We start from the raw sequence: 23143 nt of genomic DNA, 5'->3' as shown, positions 1-23143 counted from the left end.
CGTTTACTACTGCTTATTTAACTGCGCCTTCGGAAACACCTTTAATAATTTGTTTCTGCGCGAAGAAGTATCCGACAATCACCGGAATAATCGCAATCGTTAATCCTGCTAATGCTAAATGCCACTGTTTCGTATATTGACCGAAGAAGTAGAACATTTTCAACGGGATCGTTGCATTGTTCTCTCCAAGAATCAACGATGGCAATAAGTAATCATTCCAAATCCAGATCACATTCAGAATCCCGACCGTCACGGAAATCGGTTTTAATAATGGAAAAATGATATGGATAAAGGTCTGAAATTTGTTGGCTCCATCAATGATAGCTGCTTCATCCAGTGATTTTGAGATACCTGTCATAGCTCCATGATAAAGGAAAATCGATAAACTACAACCGAAACCTAAGTACATAAAGATGAGACCGGCACGATTTAACATTTCTACTTGCCCGAATAAAGAGACGAGCGGGATCATGACCGATTGGAATGGGATTAACATCGCTGATACAAATAGTAAAAGCAGTGCACCGCTTAACTTGCTTTTGTTACGTGCTAACGCATAGCCTGCCATAGCCGAGAAGAAAATGATAATCCCGACACTGACAACGGTAATCAACACCGAATTGAACAGGGAAGTAGTGAAGTCCAAATCAATATAAGCTTCAACAAAATTGGCTGTCGTGAATGCTTCGGGCAGATCGAGAACTCCGGTAAAGATTTCTTTTTTCGTTTTAAAGGCATTGACAATCATTAAGTAAAACGGAGATAGCCACAATAATCCGAGCAGAACACCTACGGTTTCAATGATGTATAATTTTCGTTTGCTCTCCATTACATGTCAACCTCCCGTTTCTTATTATAATACACTTGTGTCAGAGCAATGATTGATACGATAATAAAGAAAACGACTGCTTTTGCCTGACCATATGCCATTTCATTGGCACTGAATGCTGTTTTGACAATTTCCATCGCGACCATTTGGGTTGATTCGAACGGCCCGCCATTAGTTAACGACAGGTTTTGATCATAGATTTTGAAAGATGTCGACAGCGTTAAGAACATGCTTACCGTAAAGGCAGGTGCCACTAACGGGAAGGTAATATTACGGAATCGCTGCCAGCTGTTCGCACCATCTATTTTTGCCGCCTCAATCAGTTCGTTCGGAATATTTTGCAAGTAGGCAATATAAATGATCATAATGTATCCCGCCATTTGCCAGCAGGTTAGAATGACCAATCCCCAGAAACCGGTGCTTGTCGTCGATAGCCAGCCTTGCATCGCTTCGATTTGTAATGCTTCTCCAATGTCGCCAAATACACTGATGAAAATAAATTGCCAGATAAAACCTAAGATCAGTCCACCAATTAAATTGGGCATGAAGAAGATCGTTCGTAACATGTTATTGGTTTTAATCTGACGGGTTACGAGGATCGCCAGACTTAAACCTAAAGCATTTAATAGAATGATCGATACGACAGAGAATAGAATGGTGAAGACAATCGCATCAATAAATTCCTGGTCATGCAAGAGGTTCAGGTAATGCTCCAAACCAACAAAAGTCGTAGCGCTCAGTCCGTTCCAATCCGTAAATGAAAAGACCGTACCGTAAATAAGGGGAACGATCACGACAAGGATCAGTCCTAGTAACACCGGTGTTAGAAATAACCAGAATGATAGATCACGGTTACGCATGAGAAATCCCTCCTAATAATGGATAGGTGAACAGCTAATCTGTTTGTCAGCTGCTCACCATGAGTCCAGCAACATTTGCTTAGAAAAGTTGCACGTCTTGCTTTATTGTCTTTCTTCTTCCCACTTCGCGATGGCGTCAGCTTCTACTTCTTCCCAAGTCATTTCGCCAGCTAAATATTTTTGAATGTTTGGTCCGATAACGCCAGTTCCCCATGGATTGCTAGGGTAACCGGAGAAAACCCAGCCGATTGTGTTTCCGTTAGATGCATATTCATAGATTTCCTGTGATAATGGGTCGGCTATTTTCGAAGTATCGTATCCTTCATAAGCCGGGATAAATTTGAAATCATTTAATACCGCTTCTTTCCCTGTTTCAGATGTGTACATCCAGTCCAGGAAGTCTTTCGATGCTTGCACGACTTCTTCATCGAAGTCATTGTTGACTGCCCAATAGTTAGGAACGCCTACCGGGAGACTGCCTTCATTTCCTTCTACCGGAATCGGAAGGACACCAATATTCTGCGCGAATTCCGGATCCATTTGCTCAACGGAAGGGTAGATCCAGTTCCCTTGCTGGATAATGGCAACTTGTTGTAAAGAGAAATATTCTTCAACTTGTTGTGAATAATCAAGGCTTAGTACAGGCTGAATTGAATAATCAAATTGTAAATCTACGAATTGTTTCATTTCGTCGCCTTTTTCAAATGTGACCGTATCGGCCTCAAATGCTTCCATTACGTCATGATTAAATTCTGGTGCTAAGTAAGTGTTGGCTAAGTGATCCCCTAATACCCAGGCTTCTTTGGCAGGGAGAGCGAACACCGCTTCCAGTCCGAGTTCTTCTTTTTGCTGATCGATTGTTTGCACAGCAGCTTCTAGATCTGCCATGCTCAGGATGTCATCTGGGTTAATGCCAGCTTTTTCAAATATTGCTTTGTTATAAATAAGTCCATACCCTTCCTGATTGAATGGAAGACCAAGAATCTGCTCACCATCTGTTACGGTTGTGAGTGTGCCGTCTAATGCAGCACCAGCAGCTTCTGTATCGGATAAATCTGTTAAGTATTCCTTGTAATCGATTACATCCTGGGGTCCAGTCACATTAAAAATGTTAGGTGCATCACCAGAAGAGAATGCAGATTTTAGGACGGGTGCATAATCGGTACCACCGCCAACTGTTTCGACATTAATTTCAACATTCGGATTTTCTTCTTCATACAAGGCAACGAGATCCTCGAATTGTTCTTTAAATTCTACTTTTCCTTGAAAAATATCAATTTGAATTTTATCGCCAGAAGCGGACTCGCCGTTATCACCGTTTGAATCGTCGGATGAACAGCCTGCTAAAATCATACTGGATAATGCAACGGCAGAGGCCATTTTTGCAAAGAACTTGCTATTTTTCATAAAAAATCTCCCCTTACTTTTTTATTTCCGCACGTAAGGCGTCTTAAATAGAACGCTTTCTTCACATCCGTGCGTTCAATTACTATAGAGAAAAAAAGGCTTTGCATGATCAGTGCAAATTAGTGCAAACGTTTGCCTTTATGACTTGCATTAATGGTAGCATATAAAAATGGAAAGGGCAAGGAGTTTTTGGAAAGCATTTTAGTAACATATGAATACCTGTAATGTAAATTGTATGTATTTATTGTAAATTATTTGTAAAAGATGTTGATGTAATCCTATTATTGCGTTAATATTGCCATGCATTTGAAAAGGAAGCTTATATTTTTTAAGTAAATGAATCGGTCATTGTTCAAGATTAATTGATAATTATAGTGTGAAGCGAATCAAGTCATTTCGAGGGGGTCAGAAATGTCCAAGTTAATAACCGTACTAGTACCAGCATATAACGAAGAAACTGTGATAGAAGCTTTCTACGAGCGATTAAATAAGGTAACAAATAGTATAAGCCATTATCAATTTGAAATCCTTTTTGTAAATGACGGTAGTAAAGATAAAACACTGCAAATTATAAAAAAATTACGTGCATCCGATGGAAGAATATCTTATGTGGATTTATCGCGAAATTTTGGAAAAGAAATAGCTATGTTAGCTGGCTTTGACTATTCAAAAGGAGAAGCGGTTATTATTATCGATGCAGATTTGCAGGATCCTCCCGAACTTATTTCTGAGATGATTTCCTATTGGGAACAAGGATATGATGATGTCTATGCCAAACGGAGTAACCGAAAAGGAGAAACATGGTTAAAGAAATCAACCTCTAAAACATTTTATAGAATTTTAAAAAAGACAACGAAAATTCCTATTCAGGAAGACACAGGGGATTTTCGTTTATTAGATCGCAGATGCATTAATGCACTGCGTCAATTGAGAGAATCGCAAAGATATACGAAAGGGTTGTTTAGCTGGTTAGGATTTAAGAAAAAAGAAATCCTCTTTAATAGGGACCCGCGTGCAGCAGGTGAAACAAAATGGAATTATCCAAAATTAATTGGCTTGGCTATTGAAGGAATTACGTCGTTTACTACTTATCCTTTGAAGGTTTCATCCTTGTTGGGAATGTTTATTTCAATAGGGGCTTTTATTTATATGTTTGTTGTGATCATTAAAACACTGGTTTTCGGAGAAGGCGTAACAGGTTATCCCTCTTTAATGAGTGTCATCTTATTTCTCGGGGGTATTCAATTGTTATCTCTAGGGGTTATAGGCGAATACTTAGGACGAATATTTAATGAAACGAAAAAAAGGCCTGTATATTTAGTCCAGGAGTATAATGAAAAAAAGGAATTATTCATCCATGAAGTTAAATAAGGAAATAATCAGCTACATACTATTCGGGATAATGACTACACTGGTGAACCTTACCGTTTACGTATTGCTGACGAGTGTATTTGCATGGCATTATCAAGTAGCAACCGTGACAGCATGGATCGCAGCTGTGTTATTTGCTTACTTTACAAATAAATCCTATGTTTTCAAAGCTAAGTATTCGAACATTTTCTTGATGTTTAAAAGTTTTGGTGTATTTGTATTTTACCGAGTTCTTTCACTATTAGTAGATTTATTCGTTATGTATGTCTTGATAGAGATTTTCTATATAAATGACCTTGTAACAAAAATAATAGCCAATATTATTGTTGTCATGTTTAATTATTTGACTAGTAAATGGTTTGTGTTTAAAGAAAGCTCTAGTAGTTCGTAATTACTGTAAAGTTTTTCTATACTTATAGAAACGGAGTTTGTCTAATGGAAACTAACATTACATTCTTTAAAAAAAATATACTAATATTACTGATTGTTCTTCTATCTACTGTACTTAGCATCATTTTCTTGCAACAAAAAATAAACTATCACATTGATGAACTGCTTACATACAGTCTTGCAAACAGTACTAGTTATATCGATGTTGAACCAGGCGAAAAATATAATGCTTATGGGGAATTCCAGGAATCGTTTTTGAGCACACCCGAAGAAACGAACTTTGACTATGCTAACGTCTGGCGAAATCAAGCAAATGATGTACATCCCCCTTTCTATTATGTCATCGTGCATACGATCAGTTCTGTATTTTCTGGGGAGTTTAGTCCGTATATCGGTATTGCAGTCAATCTTATTTTTAATGCTTTTATTATCGTATTGCTTTATAAATTCGCTATGCTAATTACAGGTAACAAATTTGCAGCATTTCTGACGAGTGTATTTTGGGCGGTAAACCCTGGCGTTATCTCTGATATGATGTTTATTCGTATGTATATTATGACCATGTTTTTTTGTTTATGGATTGCATATATCCATTTGAAGAATATTAAACTGGGGAACACCGTTGATTACAAGTTTTACATCTCTGTGTATCTTGTTTCATTGGCTGGGGCATTAACGCATTATTATTTTTTAATATTAACCTTTTTTATTTGTGCCATATTCGTTTTTTATTTACTTTTTAGAAAACAGTGGAGGAAATTATTTATCTATATTGGGGCGTATGTAAGTATGCTCGTTTCTGTTATTGTTTTGTTCCCGAGTATTTACGATCATATCCTTGGTGGCGGTCAACGTGGAGAAGAATCAATAGAGAACTTCATGAGTACGAATGGTTATCTATCAACTTTGCATTCTTTTTGGGGTAAGATCAGCGATAATTTATTCGGTGGTTATTTACTGTTTTTTGTGATAGCGATAGTGATAATCATGATTGCTTCAAATATGCGTTTAAGAAATCAAAACATGGCTAGTGGTAATTCTTTTTGGATGGTTGTCTATTTGTTGGTGGTATGCAGTTTGTATTTCTTTCTCATTTCAAATATAGCTGTTTACACAGTAGAAAGATATCTGCAGCCAATATTTCCGCTTATTGTCCTTATTTTTATATGCTTATTGCATGGGGCAATGAGAACTCTTTTGAATCAAAACAATTCTCTTGTCGTTTGTTGTATCTTGCTTCTTTTAATTTCTGTAAATGGTTACTGGAAAACAACTTCTTTCGAGTATTTACAGAAAGACAGTGCAGAAGCATTACAGATTGCAGAGCAATATCAAGGCAATGATGTTATTTATTTATATGACCGTACTTGGAAAATACCGACACATTATATGGAACTAGCAAATTATAAAAGCGTCACCTTTTATAAAATGAATGATCTTGCCATGTTATATGAAAAGGAGAATTATGATGAATTTGTTGTTTACAGTCAATCAGAGGATACCACTATTATGGAAGAGCTTGTAGAGCACTTGCCGGCTGTAGAATCGTATACCAAACTGAACAATTATGGATATTGTACCGTCTACTATTTAGAATAGCTCCCTATTATGAGAGGGAGCTATTCTATTTTAATGGTGCTTGCGTAAAGTTTATTTAGATTCTGTAAAAAGATTGTAAATTTCATTGAAGTATGGAATTTACTGGGTTAATATAACGGTGCTGTTCTCAAGTGAACAGGAGTTATACTATCGGAATTGGAGAGATGGACATGTCAGATTTAAGAATAATGGAGAAGCGATTTCGGCCAGAATTAGAAGGGATCAGAGTAGTAGCTGCTATGCTGGTTGCGATTTATCATATATGGATTGGTTCCGTGTCGGGTGGAGTTGATGTATTTTTTATTGTTTCAGGTTATTTGATTACTCTTTCCTTACTGACGAAATTAGAAAGACGAGGAAGGGTAAACTATTTTGAATATATACTAGGCTTGATGAAGCGGTTATTTCCACTCGTATTTGTTGTTTTATTTTTTACTACTATTTTCTCTTTCTTCATAATGCCACACGTTCAGTACAAACAGATTATTTCAGAGATTATTGCATCTGGATTATATTTCGAAAATTGGTTATTAGCACATAATGCAGTCGATTATTTAGCACAAAATAATGAGGCAAGTCCATTACAACATTTTTGGGCATTATCTTTACAGGGGCAGTTTTATATTACTTGGCCTCTTATCATTTTCTTTGCTTATTTGTTAGCGAAAAAAGTATGGAAAACACCCATTCGAAAGACATTACTCGGTGTACTAATTACCATATTTATTTTATCGTTATGCTATTCTGTATATATTACCAAAGTGAACCAGCCGTGGGCATATTTCAATACGTTTGCCAGGGCCTGGGAGTTTAGTTTAGGGGGGATATTAGCTCTACTCTTGCCGTATTTGAAATGTAATACATATGTAAGTACATGTATTGGCTGGATTGGTTTGGCTATCATCTCATTTACAGGCCTTCTTTTACCAGTTTCGAATGTATTTCCTGGATATGTGGCGTTGTTACCGACTGCGGGGGTAATTCTGGTAATAGTATCAGCAGAAAATAACAGCATATTTGGTGTTGCCAGATTACTAGGTTCAAAATTCTTTCAGTTTTTTGGCAGTATTTCTTACGGCTTTTACCTTTGGCATTGGCCGTTATTGATCTTATATTTTAACTACACAAATTCTAATCAAATCTCTTTCCTTCATGGTTTGTTCATCATGCTTTTAGCATTTGGATCTTCATTTTTGTCTATTCAATTAGTGGAAAAACCTATTAGACGTATGGATGTAAAAGGTTCAAAATCAAAGTTATACAAAGTATTACCAGCTTTAATGATTCCAGTTTTTTTATTAAATGTTATGTGGTGGGTATATTCTTCGACGCAAACAACGCAAACGGTATCAGCCGAAGAGTACACTATAGAAAAATACCCAGGTGCACGAGCATTTAGTGAAAATATCACTCCAGACGAAGATGTGGATCCAATTGCAATTGAGCCAGGAAATACAACCGTACTGCCAGCTTTTTATGCAGAAAAAGATTGTTATTCTGATTTAGAAGAAAATGTGGTCAGTTATTGTTCTTATGGTGTGACAGATAATCCGGATTACACGATTGCATTAGTCGGAGGTTCTCATTCTGGCCATTGGTTTCCGCCTTTAGCTGAAATAGCCCAGAATCTGAATATTCAAATTGACTTGTACAATAAAGATGGCTGTCGTTTTACAGCAGATGATTTTGACGGAGCTATGTCAGATACTTGTATGAAGTGGAATGAAGAAGTGATTGAACCATTAAAAGACAATCCGCCAGATTTATTATTCACAACTGCAAATGTAAACAGTGGATCAACTATTCCAGAAGGATACTTGAAACAATGGGAGAAGTTTGAAAGTGTTACTACTATTTTTGCTATAAGAGATAATCCGAGAATGAAAGAAAAAATACCGTTATGTTTAGAAGAAAAAAGCATTGAAGAGTGTTCTGTTCCTCGTAAAGATGTGTTGTCAGACTCGATACCGTGGGAGAACACGGACAACATACCAGGTAATGTGTATTTTGCTGATTTATCGGACCAGTTTTGTGACGATGATACATGTTATCCAGTGATTGGTAATGTCGTTGTTTACAAAGATCAGCATCATATAACAGCACTATATGCAAAAAGCATGACAAATGTATTAGAGACTTATATAAGGGAAGCATTGGGTGGAAAATGAGTGTTACCTTTTTTCAGAATGAGTACTACGTTGGATTTAGTATGCTTTGAATAAATATCAAAAGACCACATGAGAACAAATGAAATGATTCGTTTTCATGTGGTCTTGAATTTTTTGAAAAATAGGATTATGTTGTACTGCCTTCAACTAAGGTTGCAGGTACATATTCTCTACGAATTTCATAATTGCCGTTGTACATTTCTGTTAATCGCTGTATCGTTTGTTTACCCAGTTCTGTTTCATTTTGTTTGATATGTGTAAAATTATACTCCATATCATTAAATGGTGTGCTATCGAAGCAAATGATGGCCATGTCCTTTGGTACTTGTATGTTAAGTTCTGTTATTGCCTTTTTTGCTAGAATGGCAATATTATATTCCAGGGCAAAAATAGCAGTAATGTTAGGGTGTTCTTGGAGGTGTTGTTTTATGCGTTGTACATCTTCGCTTCTCGAGCTGGCAGGCTGTGGCAGAGTGCTCTGGATGTTGGAGAACCATAAGTTGCGATTTACCATCAAATTATTCTCTGCATATGCGTGCACAATGCCGTTGATGCGATCTTCAATGGAGGTGGTTTTGTAATTGGAAGGCATTAGTACGGCAATATGCTCGTGACCTAATTCCATTAAGTAGTGAACACCCTCTTGTGAAGCAGCTTGATTATTTGTAGAGACAGAATTCACACCAATTCCTTTAATCGAGCGATCGAGCAATACTAAAGGAAATTGATTGATTACTAGTTTTAATATCTCCTGACTGTAATGCTCAGAGTGAGCAGGAACAATTGATATGCCATGAACACCTATATCTAATAATTCTTCTATTATTTTGGCTTCATTCTCCGGAATGCCAGAAGAGACTCTGACGATAACAGTAGCAGGGACATTAGATTTTTCGATTAGAGAAGAGACCAATTCATTTCCAAAACTGGCATCAAGGCTAGTCATGATTAATCCAAATGTTGGGGGATGGGATTTTGATTTTACTAAGTTTTGCGAATGATGCTTCATCTCTGATACGAAGGTTCCTCTACCGCGCTGGCGATAGACGAGACCTTCGTTCATCAGCTTTTCTAATGCCTTTTTACTCGTTATTCTGCTCACTTGAAATTGTTCTGCTAGACTGGTTTCTGAAGGAATTCGATCACCTACTTGGAATTTTCCATTCTTAATATCAGCTTTTAAGGATTGGTACATTTGTTCATATAAGGATGTCATTATGGTCTGCTCCTTCAATGAGTCATTTGTGATAAGTATAGAATAAAAGAGATTCTTTTATTACGATTTAAATTCGATCATAAATGCTTTTATTTCATATGGTTTTATTTCAAATTGTATAGGCGAGCCCGATTGCTTGTCACTGATTGCTTCTTCCATCAGATTGCATTCTTGCCATGATGTTACAGTAAAAGGACATGCAAGATGAACCCTAGAGCTTGCACCTGTATATTCATGAAGATGCAGGAACAATTTGTCATGATCTTCTGCCTTTTTGATGGCATCAATCATGACATTGTCTGTATCCATCGATATGACAGAAGGGTAAGCGAACTTTCCTTTCTTGGCTTGTAGTGGGTTATTTAATGACCATGCTTCTTGCACAGTTCTTCCAGCCTGCCAATCTCCATTGTGTGGATAAAAGGAGTAAGTGAAATAGTGTGAGCCTTGGTCTTGCTCGATATCTGGTGCGATCGCCGATTTGATTAAAGTCAACCGTATGATATTATCCTTGATGTCATAGCCATATTTACAATCATTCAAGAGACTGATTCCGTATCCTGTTTCCGATAAATCTGCCCATTGATGACCGACAGTTTCAAAGCGGGCGAGATCCCAGCTCGTATTCCAATGTGTTGGTCTTTTTACATTACCAAATTGAATATCATAGGTGGCTTCTGTTGCGCGAATATCAACAGGGAATGCTACTTTCAACAGCTGCTGTCGTTCATGCCAATCGACAAATGTGGCAAAATCAATTCTTGAATTGTCAGCGTAGACGATCATTTCTTGGGTGATCGTGGAATTTGCATATTGCCATTTGAATTGCACGACAGCTCGAACAGGCCCCTCCTCCACTAACGAGATCGACGAACAAATTTCAATTTCTCTCATCTTTTCCTGGTAATAGATATCGATATCCCATGCATCATATTGCATTGGTTTGTCTTCGAATACTTGTAAGACATTGCCGTTGGCTTGCTTTGATAAAAGTTGCTTGTCAGATTGAATGTCCAGAATACTGGTAAGCTGACCTTGTTCGTTCCAGGATATGGTCAGGTTGGGGGTGGTAATCCCAGTATTAGTGTATAAAAATTTGCTGCTAAATTTTGAATTACCCCGTTGATAGTGAATAGCAGATGCTCCAAGTGCTGGGATGTCTTTTACTTGAACGACCCATTTGCCATCCTTTGTCCGTTGTGCTTGTAATAGCTGTTCTTCGTCATCGTACCATTGTAAGGTATCATCCGCTTCATCGATTTCAGCAAGTTCGGTTCGATCAAATGACCCTGAATTAAAAATAGTATAGGTATTCGATTCGTTGTCAGTTACTAATGCCTTTGAGGCCTGATCATAGGCAGATCTGGCTAACTGATTCGCTTCTTCATATTCGAGACTGCTATCCTCATAGACTTCTCGTATCGATGATCCAGGAATGATATCGTGAAATTGGTTCCGTAAGACAATTTTCCAAGCATCATAAAGTTCAGCTTGCGGATAATCATGCCATTTTTTTTGTATGATCGATCGAAGTACTTGCAACCACTCGGCGTCGCGAAGTAACAGTTCCATTTTTCGATTCATTCTTTTATTATGGGCTTGACTTGTGTAAGTGCCACGATGGTACTCTAAATATAATTCTCCGTCCCATGTGTGGACATATTGATCGGTTTGCTCAACCGTCTCTTGCAATCTGCGAAAATACTGATCAGCTCTCCCTGTTTTTACATTTGGAAGACCAGGCATTCGGTCATATCGTTCGATCATCTCAAGCATTTCCCGGTTTACTCCGCCACCACCATCTCCATAGCCATAGGAAAGAATCAATTCATTGTTGACTGCTTTATCGCGGTAAGATTCCCAGATACCTTTAATTGTTCTTGGTGTGACTTTTCCATTGTACGTATAAAACCAATGTTCATCCTCTGGTGTTGTAATAAAATGGGTCAGGATTTCTGTACCATCTATCCCGCGCCACTTAAAGGTATCGTGTGGCATTTTGTTATACTGACTCCAGCTGATTTTTGTCGTCATAAATGTGTTAATACCTGATTTAACGAGAATTTGTGGTAAGGCCCAGCTATAACCGAATACATCTGGAAGCCATAAGTATTCACAGTTCTTACCGAATTCTTTCTGAAAAAATTGTTTACCATACAATAACTGACGTACCATTGACTCACCTGAGATGAGGTTGCAATCTGCTTCTAACCACATCCCTCCCTCAGTTTCCCAGCGTCCTTCTTTAATTCGTTCTTTCATTTGTTCATATATATCTGGATAATCGTTTTTTATATACTCATATAATTGTGGTTGTGTTTGTAGAAAAATATAATCCGGATATCTTTCCATGAGCCGAAGAACTGTTGAAAAAGAGCGCGCAGTTTTCTCTCTAGTATGCTTTAAGCGCCACAGCCATGCCACATCAATATGCGTATGACCGATGGCATTGACGGTCACTGGATGGTGATTTGGTATCTTGCTTAGTCGATTTTTCAAAATAGATAATGCTTGATTACAAGATTGATAGAAGGTCTCATCGCCAGGGATAGCCCAGTCAACCACATGAAAGGATTGGTCTAACAATTTTAATAGTTCGACTCGTTCAGGTTGGTTTTCTTCCAAATACTTGATGGTCTCAATGGTAGCTTTTGCTGTGAAATAGAGGTCATCGATGACTGTGTCAAGTTGTGCCAAAAAGGCAGTTCGGAGTTGATGTTCCTGGATGGTTGGAGCACCGCCACCTTCTAGTCCGGACCATAATCGGAAACAAAGAGAAAGCGTTGTACCAGCTAGAGTGGAATCGATGAAAACCTCCTGATGATTAGCATCTACTCCTTGATAGGCTTTGCCATTCACATACAGTAAGGATTCAAAGCCAGAGTTATGCCCACCACCTGTTTTGCCAAAATTAAATACGCCAATAATAGTAGATTGATTCCAATCTTTTGGCAGGTCCATTTCTGTCTGGAGCCAAAGATATTTGTCTCTTCCTTCCCATCTGTCACCAATACTCATTGGTAACCAATTACCTTGTTGAGGAGGTTGGGCAGCGATTTCTCCCTGTTCGTCTAGCAAATAGCTAAATGAGGTAATAGGTTTCGCGCTGCGATACCGATAAGAAGCTAATTCTGATATTTGCTTTTCTAATTTTTTTACAGTCCAAAACATGTATTTCCCTCCAGTAATTTGTATAGATAACTAACCCTTGGTTGCTCCACCGAAACTAAATCCTTTTGACATAAACTTCTGTGAGAATAAATAAAGAATGACAGCAGGCATCGTATAAATGACCGAGAATGCTGCTAGTTTTCCATATTCGACCATCCCATAGGTACCAAAGAATTGATAGATGGTGACGGAAGCTGGGAATTTATCTGGTGACTGAATGAGAATGTATGGGACAAAAAAGTTTCCCCAACTCATAGAAAAAGTAAAGATCGCGACAGTACAAATGCCGGGTACCATTAGTGGTGCTACTACTTTTCGTAAACAAGTCCAAATCGATGCACCATCTACCCAGGCTGATTCTTCTAGTTCTAGAGGAACGGCATCCATGAAGTTTTTTAGCATCCAAATGCCGTACGGTAGACCAGATGCTGTTAAGAATAACATAGTGGCTACTAACGAATCTTGCAAGTTTAAGAACATAAACAACTGATAGACTGGCACCATTACTGCGGTGATTGGTAAAGAGGTCATGAAAAGAATACTAAACATAAATGGTTTTTTATATTTTAAAGCATATCGTGACAATGGATAGGCTGCAAGTACGCCGACAATTACAACGAGTGTTGCTTGCCCAATAGATAAAAACAAACCGATGATAAAGGCTCGAATATTCGCCGGATCTGACAAAATGGCAGAAAAATTAGTCAGTGTAAACGATGATGGCATCGATAATGCTTGTTTCGCATTGGCATCGAAGGAGGCGAAAATCACCCATAATAATGGTAATAGAAATAAGATACCAATCAATGATAAGACAATATAGGGAACTGTTTTTTCTAATCTAAAACGGTTCATGATGGACCTCCTTTCTACAATTGCACTTTCATGGAACGAATATAGAAAAGACTAGCTACAACCCCGATCAGTAGGAGAACAAGTGAGATAGCTGTTCCGTAACCAAGTTGATAATTAACAAATGCTTGGTTATACATAAAGATTGGTAAGGTTTGTGTTGCAGTGCCAGGACCACCACCTGTCATGGCATAGATTAGGGTGAATACACCTAACGTCTGTAGAGTAACAAGGATCATGTTCGTTACAATCGATCCTTTTACAATCGGTATAATTAGACGGAACAAAATTTGTAATTTCGATGCGCCGTCAATCTTTGCTGCTTCTTCGATGCTTTTTGGTACATCGTCCAAGGAAGCTTGAAAGACGAGCATAGAAAATGCAGTCCCATGCCAGATATTGGCGATGCAGACGCTAATCAGCGGAAATGTATAAAGCCATGTCACTCCATTCATTCCTAGTGCCTGTATGATGGCGTTTAAGGTGCCGTTATCATTCAGGAAGGCTACCCAGCAGAATGCCACGACGATTTCAGGGGTCACCCAGCCGGCAATTATGATAATGCCAATAATTCTTCGGAAGGTTGTGTTCTTTTCTTTCATCAAAAAAGCTAGTAAAAACCCTAATAGCTGCTGACCAATGATAGCAGACAGCAACAGGAAGAGAATTGTTTTTACCACACTGATTCGAAAGTTAGCATCCTGAAACATCATAACAAAGTTGTCAAAACCGACAAATTGCATCTGTTGTGCCTGTGCGCCAGTAAGAGCTAGGTTGGTGAAAGAAAAATAGAATGTTAAAAGGATTGGTCCTATAAAAAAGATTAATAATAGTAACCAAGAAGGTAGTAGAAAGAAAATCGACCGGATGGTAAGTGTTTTAGAACTACTATTCATGTGATCACCTCACTATTCTAATCATTGCTGATCTGCCTCTCGTAACAGATGAGGCAGATCAGCTCACGTTGATGGTTATCTTTCGATCGTTTTATCTCCACCAACAATGTCGGTTACTTGTTTTTGATATTGTTCGACAGCTTGTTCTGGTGTGATCGCATCTGTTACCACCTGCTCCACAAGAGTCTGAATAACGGTGGAGACATTCGGGTATTTATCGACAGCTGGACGGAAGTTAGTTGTTTCTACGAATGATGTTGCTTCTTCAAAAAATGGAAGTTCTTGATATGCTGGATCTTCACTGGCGGATTGAAATGGAGTGATGTTTCGATCATTTAATTGTAAATCAAGGTTCATTTCTGGAGTGGATGCCATTTTGATAAACTCCCATGCCATATCCTTGTTATCTGATTTCGCCGGAATGGATAATGCCCAGCCGCCGGACATCGAGGTAGATCCAGGTTCTTGACCGTTTTCAGTTGGCATTGCAGCGTAGCCTAATGTCTCTTCAAATTCTGCCCAAAGTGCTGGTCCGTTTTCATGCCAATTACCGGTTTGCCACATGCCATCCAAGCCAATAGCCAGTTGGTTATTCGGCATTAACTCTTGATAAGCAATCGAGCTGCCTTGGCCATTTAATACTTGTGATAGATTGGGACCTAATTCATTTTGATAGACGTTGTCGATAAATTGAAAGGCGCTTAATAAGCCATCGCTTTTGACGATCCATTTTTCTTCATCGAAATCATATAGCGGGTCATCTGTTCCATATAAAAGCATTTCAAATGTTTGCATGGAGGTAGCTTCTCCTGTAGCTTTACCTGAGTTCATCCATAAAGGAACAACTTCATTTCCAAATGTCTCTTTCACTGCGGTTGCCGCATTTAGAATATCTTCCCAATTCTTTGGCTTCCATGGAATGGTGATACCTGCTTCTTTCAGCAACTCTTTGTTATACCAAAGTCCTCTTGTGTCCGTGTTGTATGGAACACCGTAGATGCTTCCATCTTCAGCTGTTACCCCTTTTTTTACGGTATCGGTAATCTCACCCCAACCATCCCATGCTTCAATCCGGTCATCGAGCGGTTCGAGGTATCCAGCACTTGCATCAGAATTCACCATAAATGTATCTTCTGTCACAATATCTGGAGCGGAATCCTCCGATTGAAGAAGTAGCGAAACCTTAGCAAAATAATCGCCTTCACTAACTTCTAATGGAACTAGGTTTACGGTGACATTCGGGTGTTCTTCGTTAAATTTAGGTATAACCGTGTCGTTCAACCAGTTAACTAACCCTTGATTGGTTCCGCCACCAGTGCGAAAAGTGATGCTGATTTCATTTTTTTCCGTTGTTTTAGAGTCATTCTCATTGGTTGAGTCTGCAGAAGAAGGTTCATTATTGGAACAGGCCGATAGGAAGATGAGAAATAGCATGCAAAAACCAGATAGTATCGATTTTTTCATTTTGTTAACTCCCCTTTATAGGTTAATAAAAACGAAAGCAAACGCTTACAATGAATATGTGTATATCACACTCCTTGCGATATTGATATAAAGAGTATATTTATTTAGAGTAAAAGATATGACAATATGTTTAATTTTGTGGGGAAGGATCAAGATGACCTGAAAGAGACTTGATATCTCATTCTATTAAGCAAATATCGACAAAACCGTTCATAGACAACCGCCATTTTATATGATACGTTTTTAGTTATAAATATTACGTTAAGTAACTCGGAGGTGAATGATAATAAGTCTTTAGACCTAATATTGAATGTTAGGTAAATGTGTATGTAAACTGAATCATGACATCATGAAGGAATCCAATAAATAACAGGGGTTTCTTTTTTTATCCCCATGTTTGAAATCGATTTCAATATTATTCGAGGAGGTGACAAAATGTCCAATAACCTTATAAAGTCAATCGTTTTCCTGGTCAGTCTCTTTATGATTTTGATTAGTCAAAAAGAAATAATAGCAGTGACTAGTGTATCAACTCCACAGAAATTTGACTTTGGTTGTGAATCGAGTCCAACTGCCGAAGGATATCTTCAGATTTCCAATAAGACGATCTATAATCAGTCAAAAGGCTATGGATTGGATAAAGAGACGGATTGCAGAGACAGGGGTGCACCCGATGATATACGCAGAGATTTTACCAATGGCGGAGAGTATACGATGAAAGTCGACCTTGCAAATGGTGATTATTTTGTCAAGGTGATATCTGGTGATCATATTGCTGCCAATAAAACAGATGTCACGATCGAAGGTGAGCAACAGGAGCGAATGCAGTCTGTCACAGATCAATATGCGAGACCAATCTATCAGACAGCGGTTACCGATGATCAATTAAATATTGTGTTCGGTGAAGATGGCCGAGTGAACGGTGTCGAGATTTTCTCTGCGGACGAATCAATTGCTCCTGTCTGGCCGGAAGAAAGCGAACTGCGTCTGTCCGGTATTACGGCAAATAGCGTGGATATGCATTGGACGACACCGGAAGATAATGTAGCGGTTAGTCATTACAAGATTTATAGCAATGATGCGTTGCTAGCGGAAATCGATGCAGAAGCGACTCAAACAATACATGGTGTAACTTCTTATACTTTAGAGCGTCCTAATGACGATTTAACAGATGTGACGTTACGGGTAGAAGCTGGTGACGCTTCAGGTAACTGGTCGACAGATGGCCCCTCCGCGAGCACGAAGCTGGTTCCGGATTCCATTAATATTGATGGACCAGATAGGATAAGTGTACCTAAAGATGAAGATGTGGAACAACCATTTATGGCAGATGTAGTGGATCAGTATGAATTTCCACTTCCTGAAGAAGAAGTGGTGTGGGAATTAGCGGATGATGCGCCTGATTGGCTTGGTATCAAGGATGAAGGGATTCTTACGGCCGATCATTCGCCAGAGTCCCCACAGACAATTACGCTAAAAGCGATGGCACAATCCAATCAAGAGGTATTCTTAGAGAAAGAGATTACCATTTATCGTCCACAAGCATCCGAGATAACGATAATTGGTCAAAAAGGAATAGCAAAACCGGAACAGGGTACGGAGACTTTTTCCTATCAAACAAATGTTATGGATCAATATGGGAGTATAATGTCAAATGCTTCAACCAATTGGGAGATAGTAAATGATTCAGGCAAAGGGGTAACGATCAGCCGGGATGGAGAGCTTGGCATTTCAAGTTCTGCCTCAGAGCAGATGATTACGCTAAAGGCAACTTCAAAGGAAAACAAAGAAGTTTCCGCACAACAAAATATATCAATTAATAAAAAAACGTATAAATATTTGCCGGTTGAAGGTGGTTTTGCTGTCGAGAACGGTGGAGAATCCTACAATCGTCCGTTGTACGGCCAGCACAACTCTCCGCGAATTATTGCATTAGTTGGTGATAAACCCGACAGTCTGATCTTCCGAAACAGAGGGAATAGTGATCAAGAAAAGTTAGGTCATGTCTTTTTTGGTTTAAAAAATGGAAAGTGGTTTGGAGACTTTGAATCGATCACTTCCCGATATGTTTCTGGTCATCAGGAATATGAGTTGCGCGACCCTTCCGTAGAGGGAACGATCTTGTTAACCTACGTTCGTCCGGATGATTTTGAAGGGCTATTAGTGAAAGTCACCTTACCTGATGCCTACACAGATGATCTTGTTATTGCTTCGGGTGGTCGTGATTACGGAAGTTATGGTTCGCAGAATTACGAATCGATGAAATTCACCCCTTCCGATGCAGCTGGAACCGATGTGAGAATAGAGCAGAATCACTTTGCTATAGAAGGTGGTGGTCCATCACTTTACGGGACTTCCAATATTCCCCTTCAGCTTAAACGGGTGGATGCCAGCGGGTTTAGCGATGGTCCGGAATCGTTCCTTGCAAAGGAAGCGGCATCACAACCGATGGCAGCAGGTACGACAGCGGGAAATTATGAGAATGACGTCTATTTTAATCTAACAACGGGTGATTTAGCTTCGGCTGAAATGACGGAATATCTGTCTGAGCCAGCAAAAGTGTTTGCCAAGAGTGTAAATTATTATAAGGATTTGTCCGAGTCCGTTAAAGTCGATACACCAAATCCATATTTGAATGCAGCTCTTCCAGCAGCAAGTCTGGCATTAGATGCTTCTTGGAGCGACCCGACCTTTCATCATGGCCCGATTAACTGGTTTGTGCCATTGCCTGGATGGCGTTCCACTTATGGTGTAACTGCAGCTGGCTGGGAGGATCGTGCTGCAGAACATGCAAAGGCCTATTTTGATAAACAGTCATCCAATGGCAGGATTCCATCGAAACTTAATGGCGATTCTCATTACAATATGGGCGAAGTATTAGTGGATATGATGCTATACAATTGGGAATGGACAGGAGATCTGGAGATGATGGCTGGTGGCGGCTTTGATTTTATAGCCAATCATTTAAACTGGATGGATGAATATATGGAATCAGCCGATGAAGGATTGTATGAGAGTCATTTGAACGCGTGGAATACAGATAATAAATGGAATAATGGTGGTGGTGCAACAATTGCCAGTGTATATACGTGGCGTGCCAATAAGGAAATGGCGGAAATCGCCAAGCGTTTAGACAGAGATTCGACCACTTTTGAACAACGTGCAGAAAAAATTGAGCAAGCAATGAAGAACAAATTGTGGGTAGCTGATAAAGGGGTTTTTGGAGAGTACAAGGATGTGTATGGGATGCAACGAGTCCATCAATCTCCTGATTTATCCAGTATTTACACACCGATCGATTTAGGATTCACAGATGCTTTTCAAAGCTACCAAATGCTTCGTTTTACGGAAACAGAGTTGGAAAATGTAACAGACAGTCTGCCACGTGACGGGCGAGTACCATGGACATCCAATTGGTTACCAAATGTGTATTCAAGCAGAGGGATGTATACAGCGGAATCTGCCAATCTGATGCTTACTTACTATCGTCTTGGTCAGGTGGAACAGGCAAGCCAATTACAAGCAGGCATTGATGCTAATTTATTCACAGGACCTGGACCAGGAGTTCTTTCCTATATTCAAAGTGAAGATGGTTCACAATCAGGTCATGTCGATTTCACAGATGTCACTTCGATGTATGTAAGGACTGCTGTAGAAGGATTGTTTGGTATTAAAATGGATGCTCCTAACCAACAGGCGACCATTCAGCCATCTTTTCCTCGTGATTGGAAACAGGCATCGATTGAAACAGATTATCTGGCATATGACTATAGCATGTCACCTCATCAGGAAACAGTTACAATTACCAGCGAGAAAGATTTGGAATATCAGTTAAAGCTGGTTGCGAGAAGTACGAAAATCAAATCTGTTAAGGTAAACGGCAAAAAAGCAGATTACCGTTTAAAACCAGGAATAGGTCACACATGGCTCGAAATAAATACGCCTAAAAGCGATCAGGCAACAATTCAAGTAGTTTATCACAAAGGAAAATCAAAGAATATGCCAGAAATAATGGCAGCTTCTTCAGGTGCTGTCAACGAATCATATGCATTCTCCGTTACGAATGGTGACATCGTTCGTCTGCATGATCCTCAAGGAATGTTGGATATGGATAAAACGGAGATTAAGAAATCGAAGGCATCTGTTCAGCTGAAAGATAAACAAGGAGCACATACCTTCTTTGTTTTAGTTGAATCTGGTGATAGTGAAATGTGGCTGCCAGTTGACGTCACTTTAAAGCAGTCAATCGAAATCGTAGATAAAGATTTAGTGCTAAAAGATGGTAAAGCGTATGCACAGTTTGCTATCGAGAATAACGGCGGTAAAAACAGGAATATAAAAGGAACAGCTTCTATTGCCGGAACTCGCTATGATTTGCATACCCATGTCAAAGCGAACAATAAATCGGCTCCTATAAAGTTTGAAATAAAAGATCTTTCAATGCTGACACCAGGTGAGAATCTGTTAACGCTAGATGTAAAAGGTAAAGATGGTAACAAGCTTGATACAACGATTACCAGCTGGGAATTAGACCAACAATTTTCCGGTGCATATGAGAACTCGTACAACACCCACAAGATTGATTTGAGTCCTTATGTCAATCAGGATTTAGCCGATCTACATCAAAATACGTATACACCTCAGCCTGATTTATTTTACTGGGATAATATACCTAGCACTATAACCGAGTACGGACTGAACTGGTGGCAATACCGGGATGGACAGGATAAAGTGAAACCAGAATTGACGAGGCTTGAAGGTCTGAATGATGACTTTGAATCAGATATGGGGATTCCATTTGCGATTTCTGCAAAAGAGCAAAATTCGGTATTTACATCACGATATGATAATTTCCCTGACCAGGTTGAGATCCCGGTAAATGTGACAGGTAATAAATTGTATTTCTTTTTAACTGTCGCAACCAACCACATGCAAAGCAGGATAGAGAATGCAACGATTACAATAAACTTGAGTAATGGAGAAGAAAGAACCGTTCCTCTAGTAAACCCTGAAAATATGGATGACTGGTTAAATGAGAATACTTCCAGTTCCTATGCACAAAGCGGGTTTATCCAAGATCTTGGTGATGGTGCTCATGGCAATATTTTAAGTGTTGACCTAGGAGCATCAATGGAAGTGGAGAGCATAGAGATGGAGACACTTAGTAATGAAGTTTTAACTGGATTGTTGGGGCTGACTGTATTGGAAGCAAAATAAAAATACGTCTGACTCCACTTTCTAAGAATCAGAGCAGCTTCATTAGGGGTATAAAGATAAATGAAGAAAAAGCAGATGGACAAGTTACCATTCTGCTTTTTCTTATGAGGTAAGAATGTACAGTATTTTAAGTTTTCGCCCCGTTTGCTAACAGGAACAGCCAAGTTCACACGGGCGCCCATAGGCAGAGATATGTATCGTTTATCGAGAAAGGAGCCAAAAGTGAGAAGGAGTGACCATAGATTTGTATCGTTTAGGAAGAAAGAAGCCAAATGATGGTGTTTCCCGGCTAGTTTTGTCTCCTTAATGAATATGTACCATAGTGCGGGTCGCCACATAGACTCCTCTGAATGAAAGTGCCTGATAGAAGTTGTCTCAGCACATATAATATATCAAATCGAGCACAATGCTAACCCCCCACTGATTGAAGTCTCTCTTTATTACAAAAAAACAAGCGAGAATCCGAAAAAATAATTTGATTTTTTGTATAATTACAGATAATATGTACATATAAGGTTATTTAATAAATATATTGATTAAATTAATAAAATAGGGGATGTTCACAATGTTGGAATTATCTTTGTCTGACGAGCATGGATTGCGTAAAGTGGCGCATGCATTGTCATCAGAAGTTCGACTGAAGATTATTAGCTTATTAAATAAAGGTAACCGAAACATTCATCAAATTGCCGATAATCTGGCTATACCTGTATCTACGGCTGCTTCTCATGTGAAAGTATTGGAAGAGTCTGGGTTAATCCAGACCGAGTTAAGACCTGCTAGCAGAGGCGCGATGAAGGTCTGTACCCGCCACTACGATGACATTCACATTTCATTGAATGAACAGAAAGAGTTTACGGAGGACTATAAGTCATTTGAGTTTGAAATGCCCATTGGTCAATATGTTGATTTTGAAGTAGCACCAACGTGTGGAATGGTAAATCATGATGGTTTTTTAATACCTGAAGACGAACCGGTACATTTTTACCGACCTGAACATTCGCAAGCTCAATTAATTTGGACCAGGAAAGGTTATTTTGAATATAGATTTCCTTTAGTTTTACCTAAACATGCAAAAATAGAAAAGGTGCAATTCTCGCTTGAAATATGTTCGGAAGCACCTAACCACGATCACAACTGGCCGTCTGATATTACGGTGTGGCTGAATAATGTGGATATAGGCACCTGGACTAGTCCTGGTGATTTTGGTGATCGTCCCGGGAAATTAAACCCATCGTATTGGGCAGAATTGACGGGAACCCAATACGGCACACTAAAAACGTGGAAGCTGACAGAAGAAAAAGCAACAATAGATGACTTTTATCTTTCAGATGTTACGGTAGACGATCTTGGCATAATGAGTGCAAATTACTTATCATTAAAAATTGGAATTAAAGATGATGCTATTCACAAAGGTGGCATCAATATCTTTGGTAAAGAATTCGGTGATCACCCGCAGGATATTAAATTGAAAATTGATTTCTCTTAATTTTATGTATAATTAAACTGTTGTTATAAAAGGAGTGAGTTGCTTTAGAGAAGCGATTCACTTCTTTTTTATGTCAAAAAAACATTAATAAACAGGAAAATTGTAACAAAATAGAAATAACACAAAATCAGCTTGACAAAAGAATTATGTAAGCGTATTCTTTTAATATAATTACAATAAACAAAGATTAATACATGTTTTTTGTAATAAAAAC

General features: G+C 38.8%; 14 protein-coding genes. 6 read left to right on the top strand and 8 right to left on the bottom strand.

All coding sequences use genetic code 11. From position 1 onward, the window contains the following. Window positions 1-13: 13 nt before the first annotated feature. The 3 genes from MUN87_RS08045 to MUN87_RS08035 form a co-directional block, all read right to left on the bottom strand. Complete coding sequence (locus tag MUN87_RS08045; RefSeq protein WP_244747200.1) at window positions 14-829, bottom strand: carbohydrate ABC transporter permease; 816 nt, start codon at window positions 827-829, stop codon at window positions 14-16. Continuing rightward, window positions 829-1689: a carbohydrate ABC transporter permease gene (locus MUN87_RS08040; protein WP_244747199.1), complete on the bottom strand. Its 861-nt coding sequence runs from the start codon at window positions 1687-1689 to the stop codon at window positions 829-831. Before MUN87_RS08040 ends, MUN87_RS08045 begins: the two co-directional genes overlap by 1 nt. A gap of 102 nt (window positions 1690-1791) precedes the next feature. Beyond that, window positions 1792-3096 (bottom strand): ABC transporter substrate-binding protein, encoded by a 1305-nt coding sequence (locus MUN87_RS08035; RefSeq protein WP_244747198.1) that lies wholly within the window; start codon window positions 3094-3096, stop codon window positions 1792-1794. Between the two features lie 411 nt (window positions 3097-3507). Here MUN87_RS08035 and MUN87_RS08030 point away from each other — a divergent pair, with 411 nt between their 5' ends. The 4 genes from MUN87_RS08030 to MUN87_RS08015 all read left to right on the top strand — a co-directional run bounded on the left by MUN87_RS08030 (window position 3508) and on the right by MUN87_RS08015 (window position 8624). Then, window positions 3508-4467: a glycosyltransferase family 2 protein gene (locus MUN87_RS08030; protein ID WP_244747197.1), complete on the top strand. Its 960-nt coding sequence runs from the start codon at window positions 3508-3510 to the stop codon at window positions 4465-4467. Further along, window positions 4454-4858, top strand: coding sequence for a GtrA family protein (locus MUN87_RS08025; protein WP_244747196.1), 405 nt, complete (start codon window positions 4454-4456; stop codon window positions 4856-4858). Before MUN87_RS08030 ends, MUN87_RS08025 begins: the two co-directional genes overlap by 14 nt. Window positions 4859-4902: 44 nt before the next feature. Further along, entirely contained in the window at window positions 4903-6456 is a 1554-nt protein-coding gene (locus MUN87_RS08020) for a glycosyltransferase family 39 protein (protein WP_244747195.1), read from the top strand. 170 nt (window positions 6457-6626) lie between these two features. Next, entirely contained in the window at window positions 6627-8624 is a 1998-nt protein-coding gene (locus MUN87_RS08015; protein WP_244747194.1) for an acyltransferase family protein, read from the top strand. A 127-nt stretch (window positions 8625-8751) separates the two neighbouring features. On the opposite strand, the gene MUN87_RS08010 is transcribed toward MUN87_RS08015, so the two are convergent. The 5 genes from MUN87_RS08010 to MUN87_RS07990 all read right to left on the bottom strand — a co-directional run bounded on the left by MUN87_RS08010 (window position 8752) and on the right by MUN87_RS07990 (window position 16223). Beyond that, a complete protein-coding gene (locus MUN87_RS08010) occupies window positions 8752-9840 on the bottom strand; it encodes a GntR family transcriptional regulator (RefSeq protein WP_244747193.1) in 1089 nt (362 codons plus the stop codon). Window positions 9841-9900: 60 nt separating this feature from the next. Beyond that, window positions 9901-13011, bottom strand: a complete 3111-nt coding sequence (locus MUN87_RS08005; RefSeq protein WP_244747192.1) for an alpha-mannosidase — start codon at window positions 13009-13011, stop codon at window positions 9901-9903. Window positions 13012-13041: 30 nt separating this feature from the next. Then, the gene (locus MUN87_RS08000; RefSeq protein ID WP_244747191.1) at window positions 13042-13866 is read right to left on the bottom strand and encodes a carbohydrate ABC transporter permease; all 825 of its coding nucleotides are present in this window, start codon (window positions 13864-13866) and stop codon (window positions 13042-13044) included. 14 nt (window positions 13867-13880) lie between these two features. Continuing rightward, window positions 13881-14759 carry a carbohydrate ABC transporter permease gene (locus MUN87_RS07995; RefSeq protein WP_244747190.1) on the bottom strand — a complete coding sequence of 293 codons (879 nt, stop codon included), beginning with the start codon at window positions 14757-14759 and terminating at the stop codon, window positions 13881-13883. A 75-nt stretch (window positions 14760-14834) separates the two neighbouring features. Continuing rightward, window positions 14835-16223 (bottom strand): extracellular solute-binding protein, encoded by a 1389-nt coding sequence (locus tag MUN87_RS07990; protein ID WP_244747189.1) that lies wholly within the window; start codon window positions 16221-16223, stop codon window positions 14835-14837. Between the two features lie 435 nt (window positions 16224-16658). On the opposite strand from MUN87_RS07990, the gene MUN87_RS07985 reads away from it, so the two are divergent. Next, window positions 16659-21440 carry a hypothetical protein gene (locus MUN87_RS07985; protein ID WP_244747188.1) on the top strand — a complete coding sequence of 1594 codons (4782 nt, stop codon included), beginning with the start codon at window positions 16659-16661 and terminating at the stop codon, window positions 21438-21440. A gap of 565 nt (window positions 21441-22005) precedes the next feature. Then, window positions 22006-22929, top strand: a complete 924-nt coding sequence (locus MUN87_RS07980; RefSeq protein ID WP_244747187.1) for an ArsR/SmtB family transcription factor — start codon at window positions 22006-22008, stop codon at window positions 22927-22929. Window positions 22930-23143: the final 214 nt, after the last annotated feature.

It is taken from the genome of Gracilibacillus salinarum (assembly GCF_022919575.1).
Taxonomy (GTDB): domain Bacteria; phylum Bacillota; class Bacilli; order Bacillales; family Amphibacillaceae; genus Gracilibacillus; species Gracilibacillus salinarum.
The sequence above is the reverse complement of the archived record's forward strand: the minus strand, read 5'-3'. Positions and strand labels throughout refer to the sequence as shown.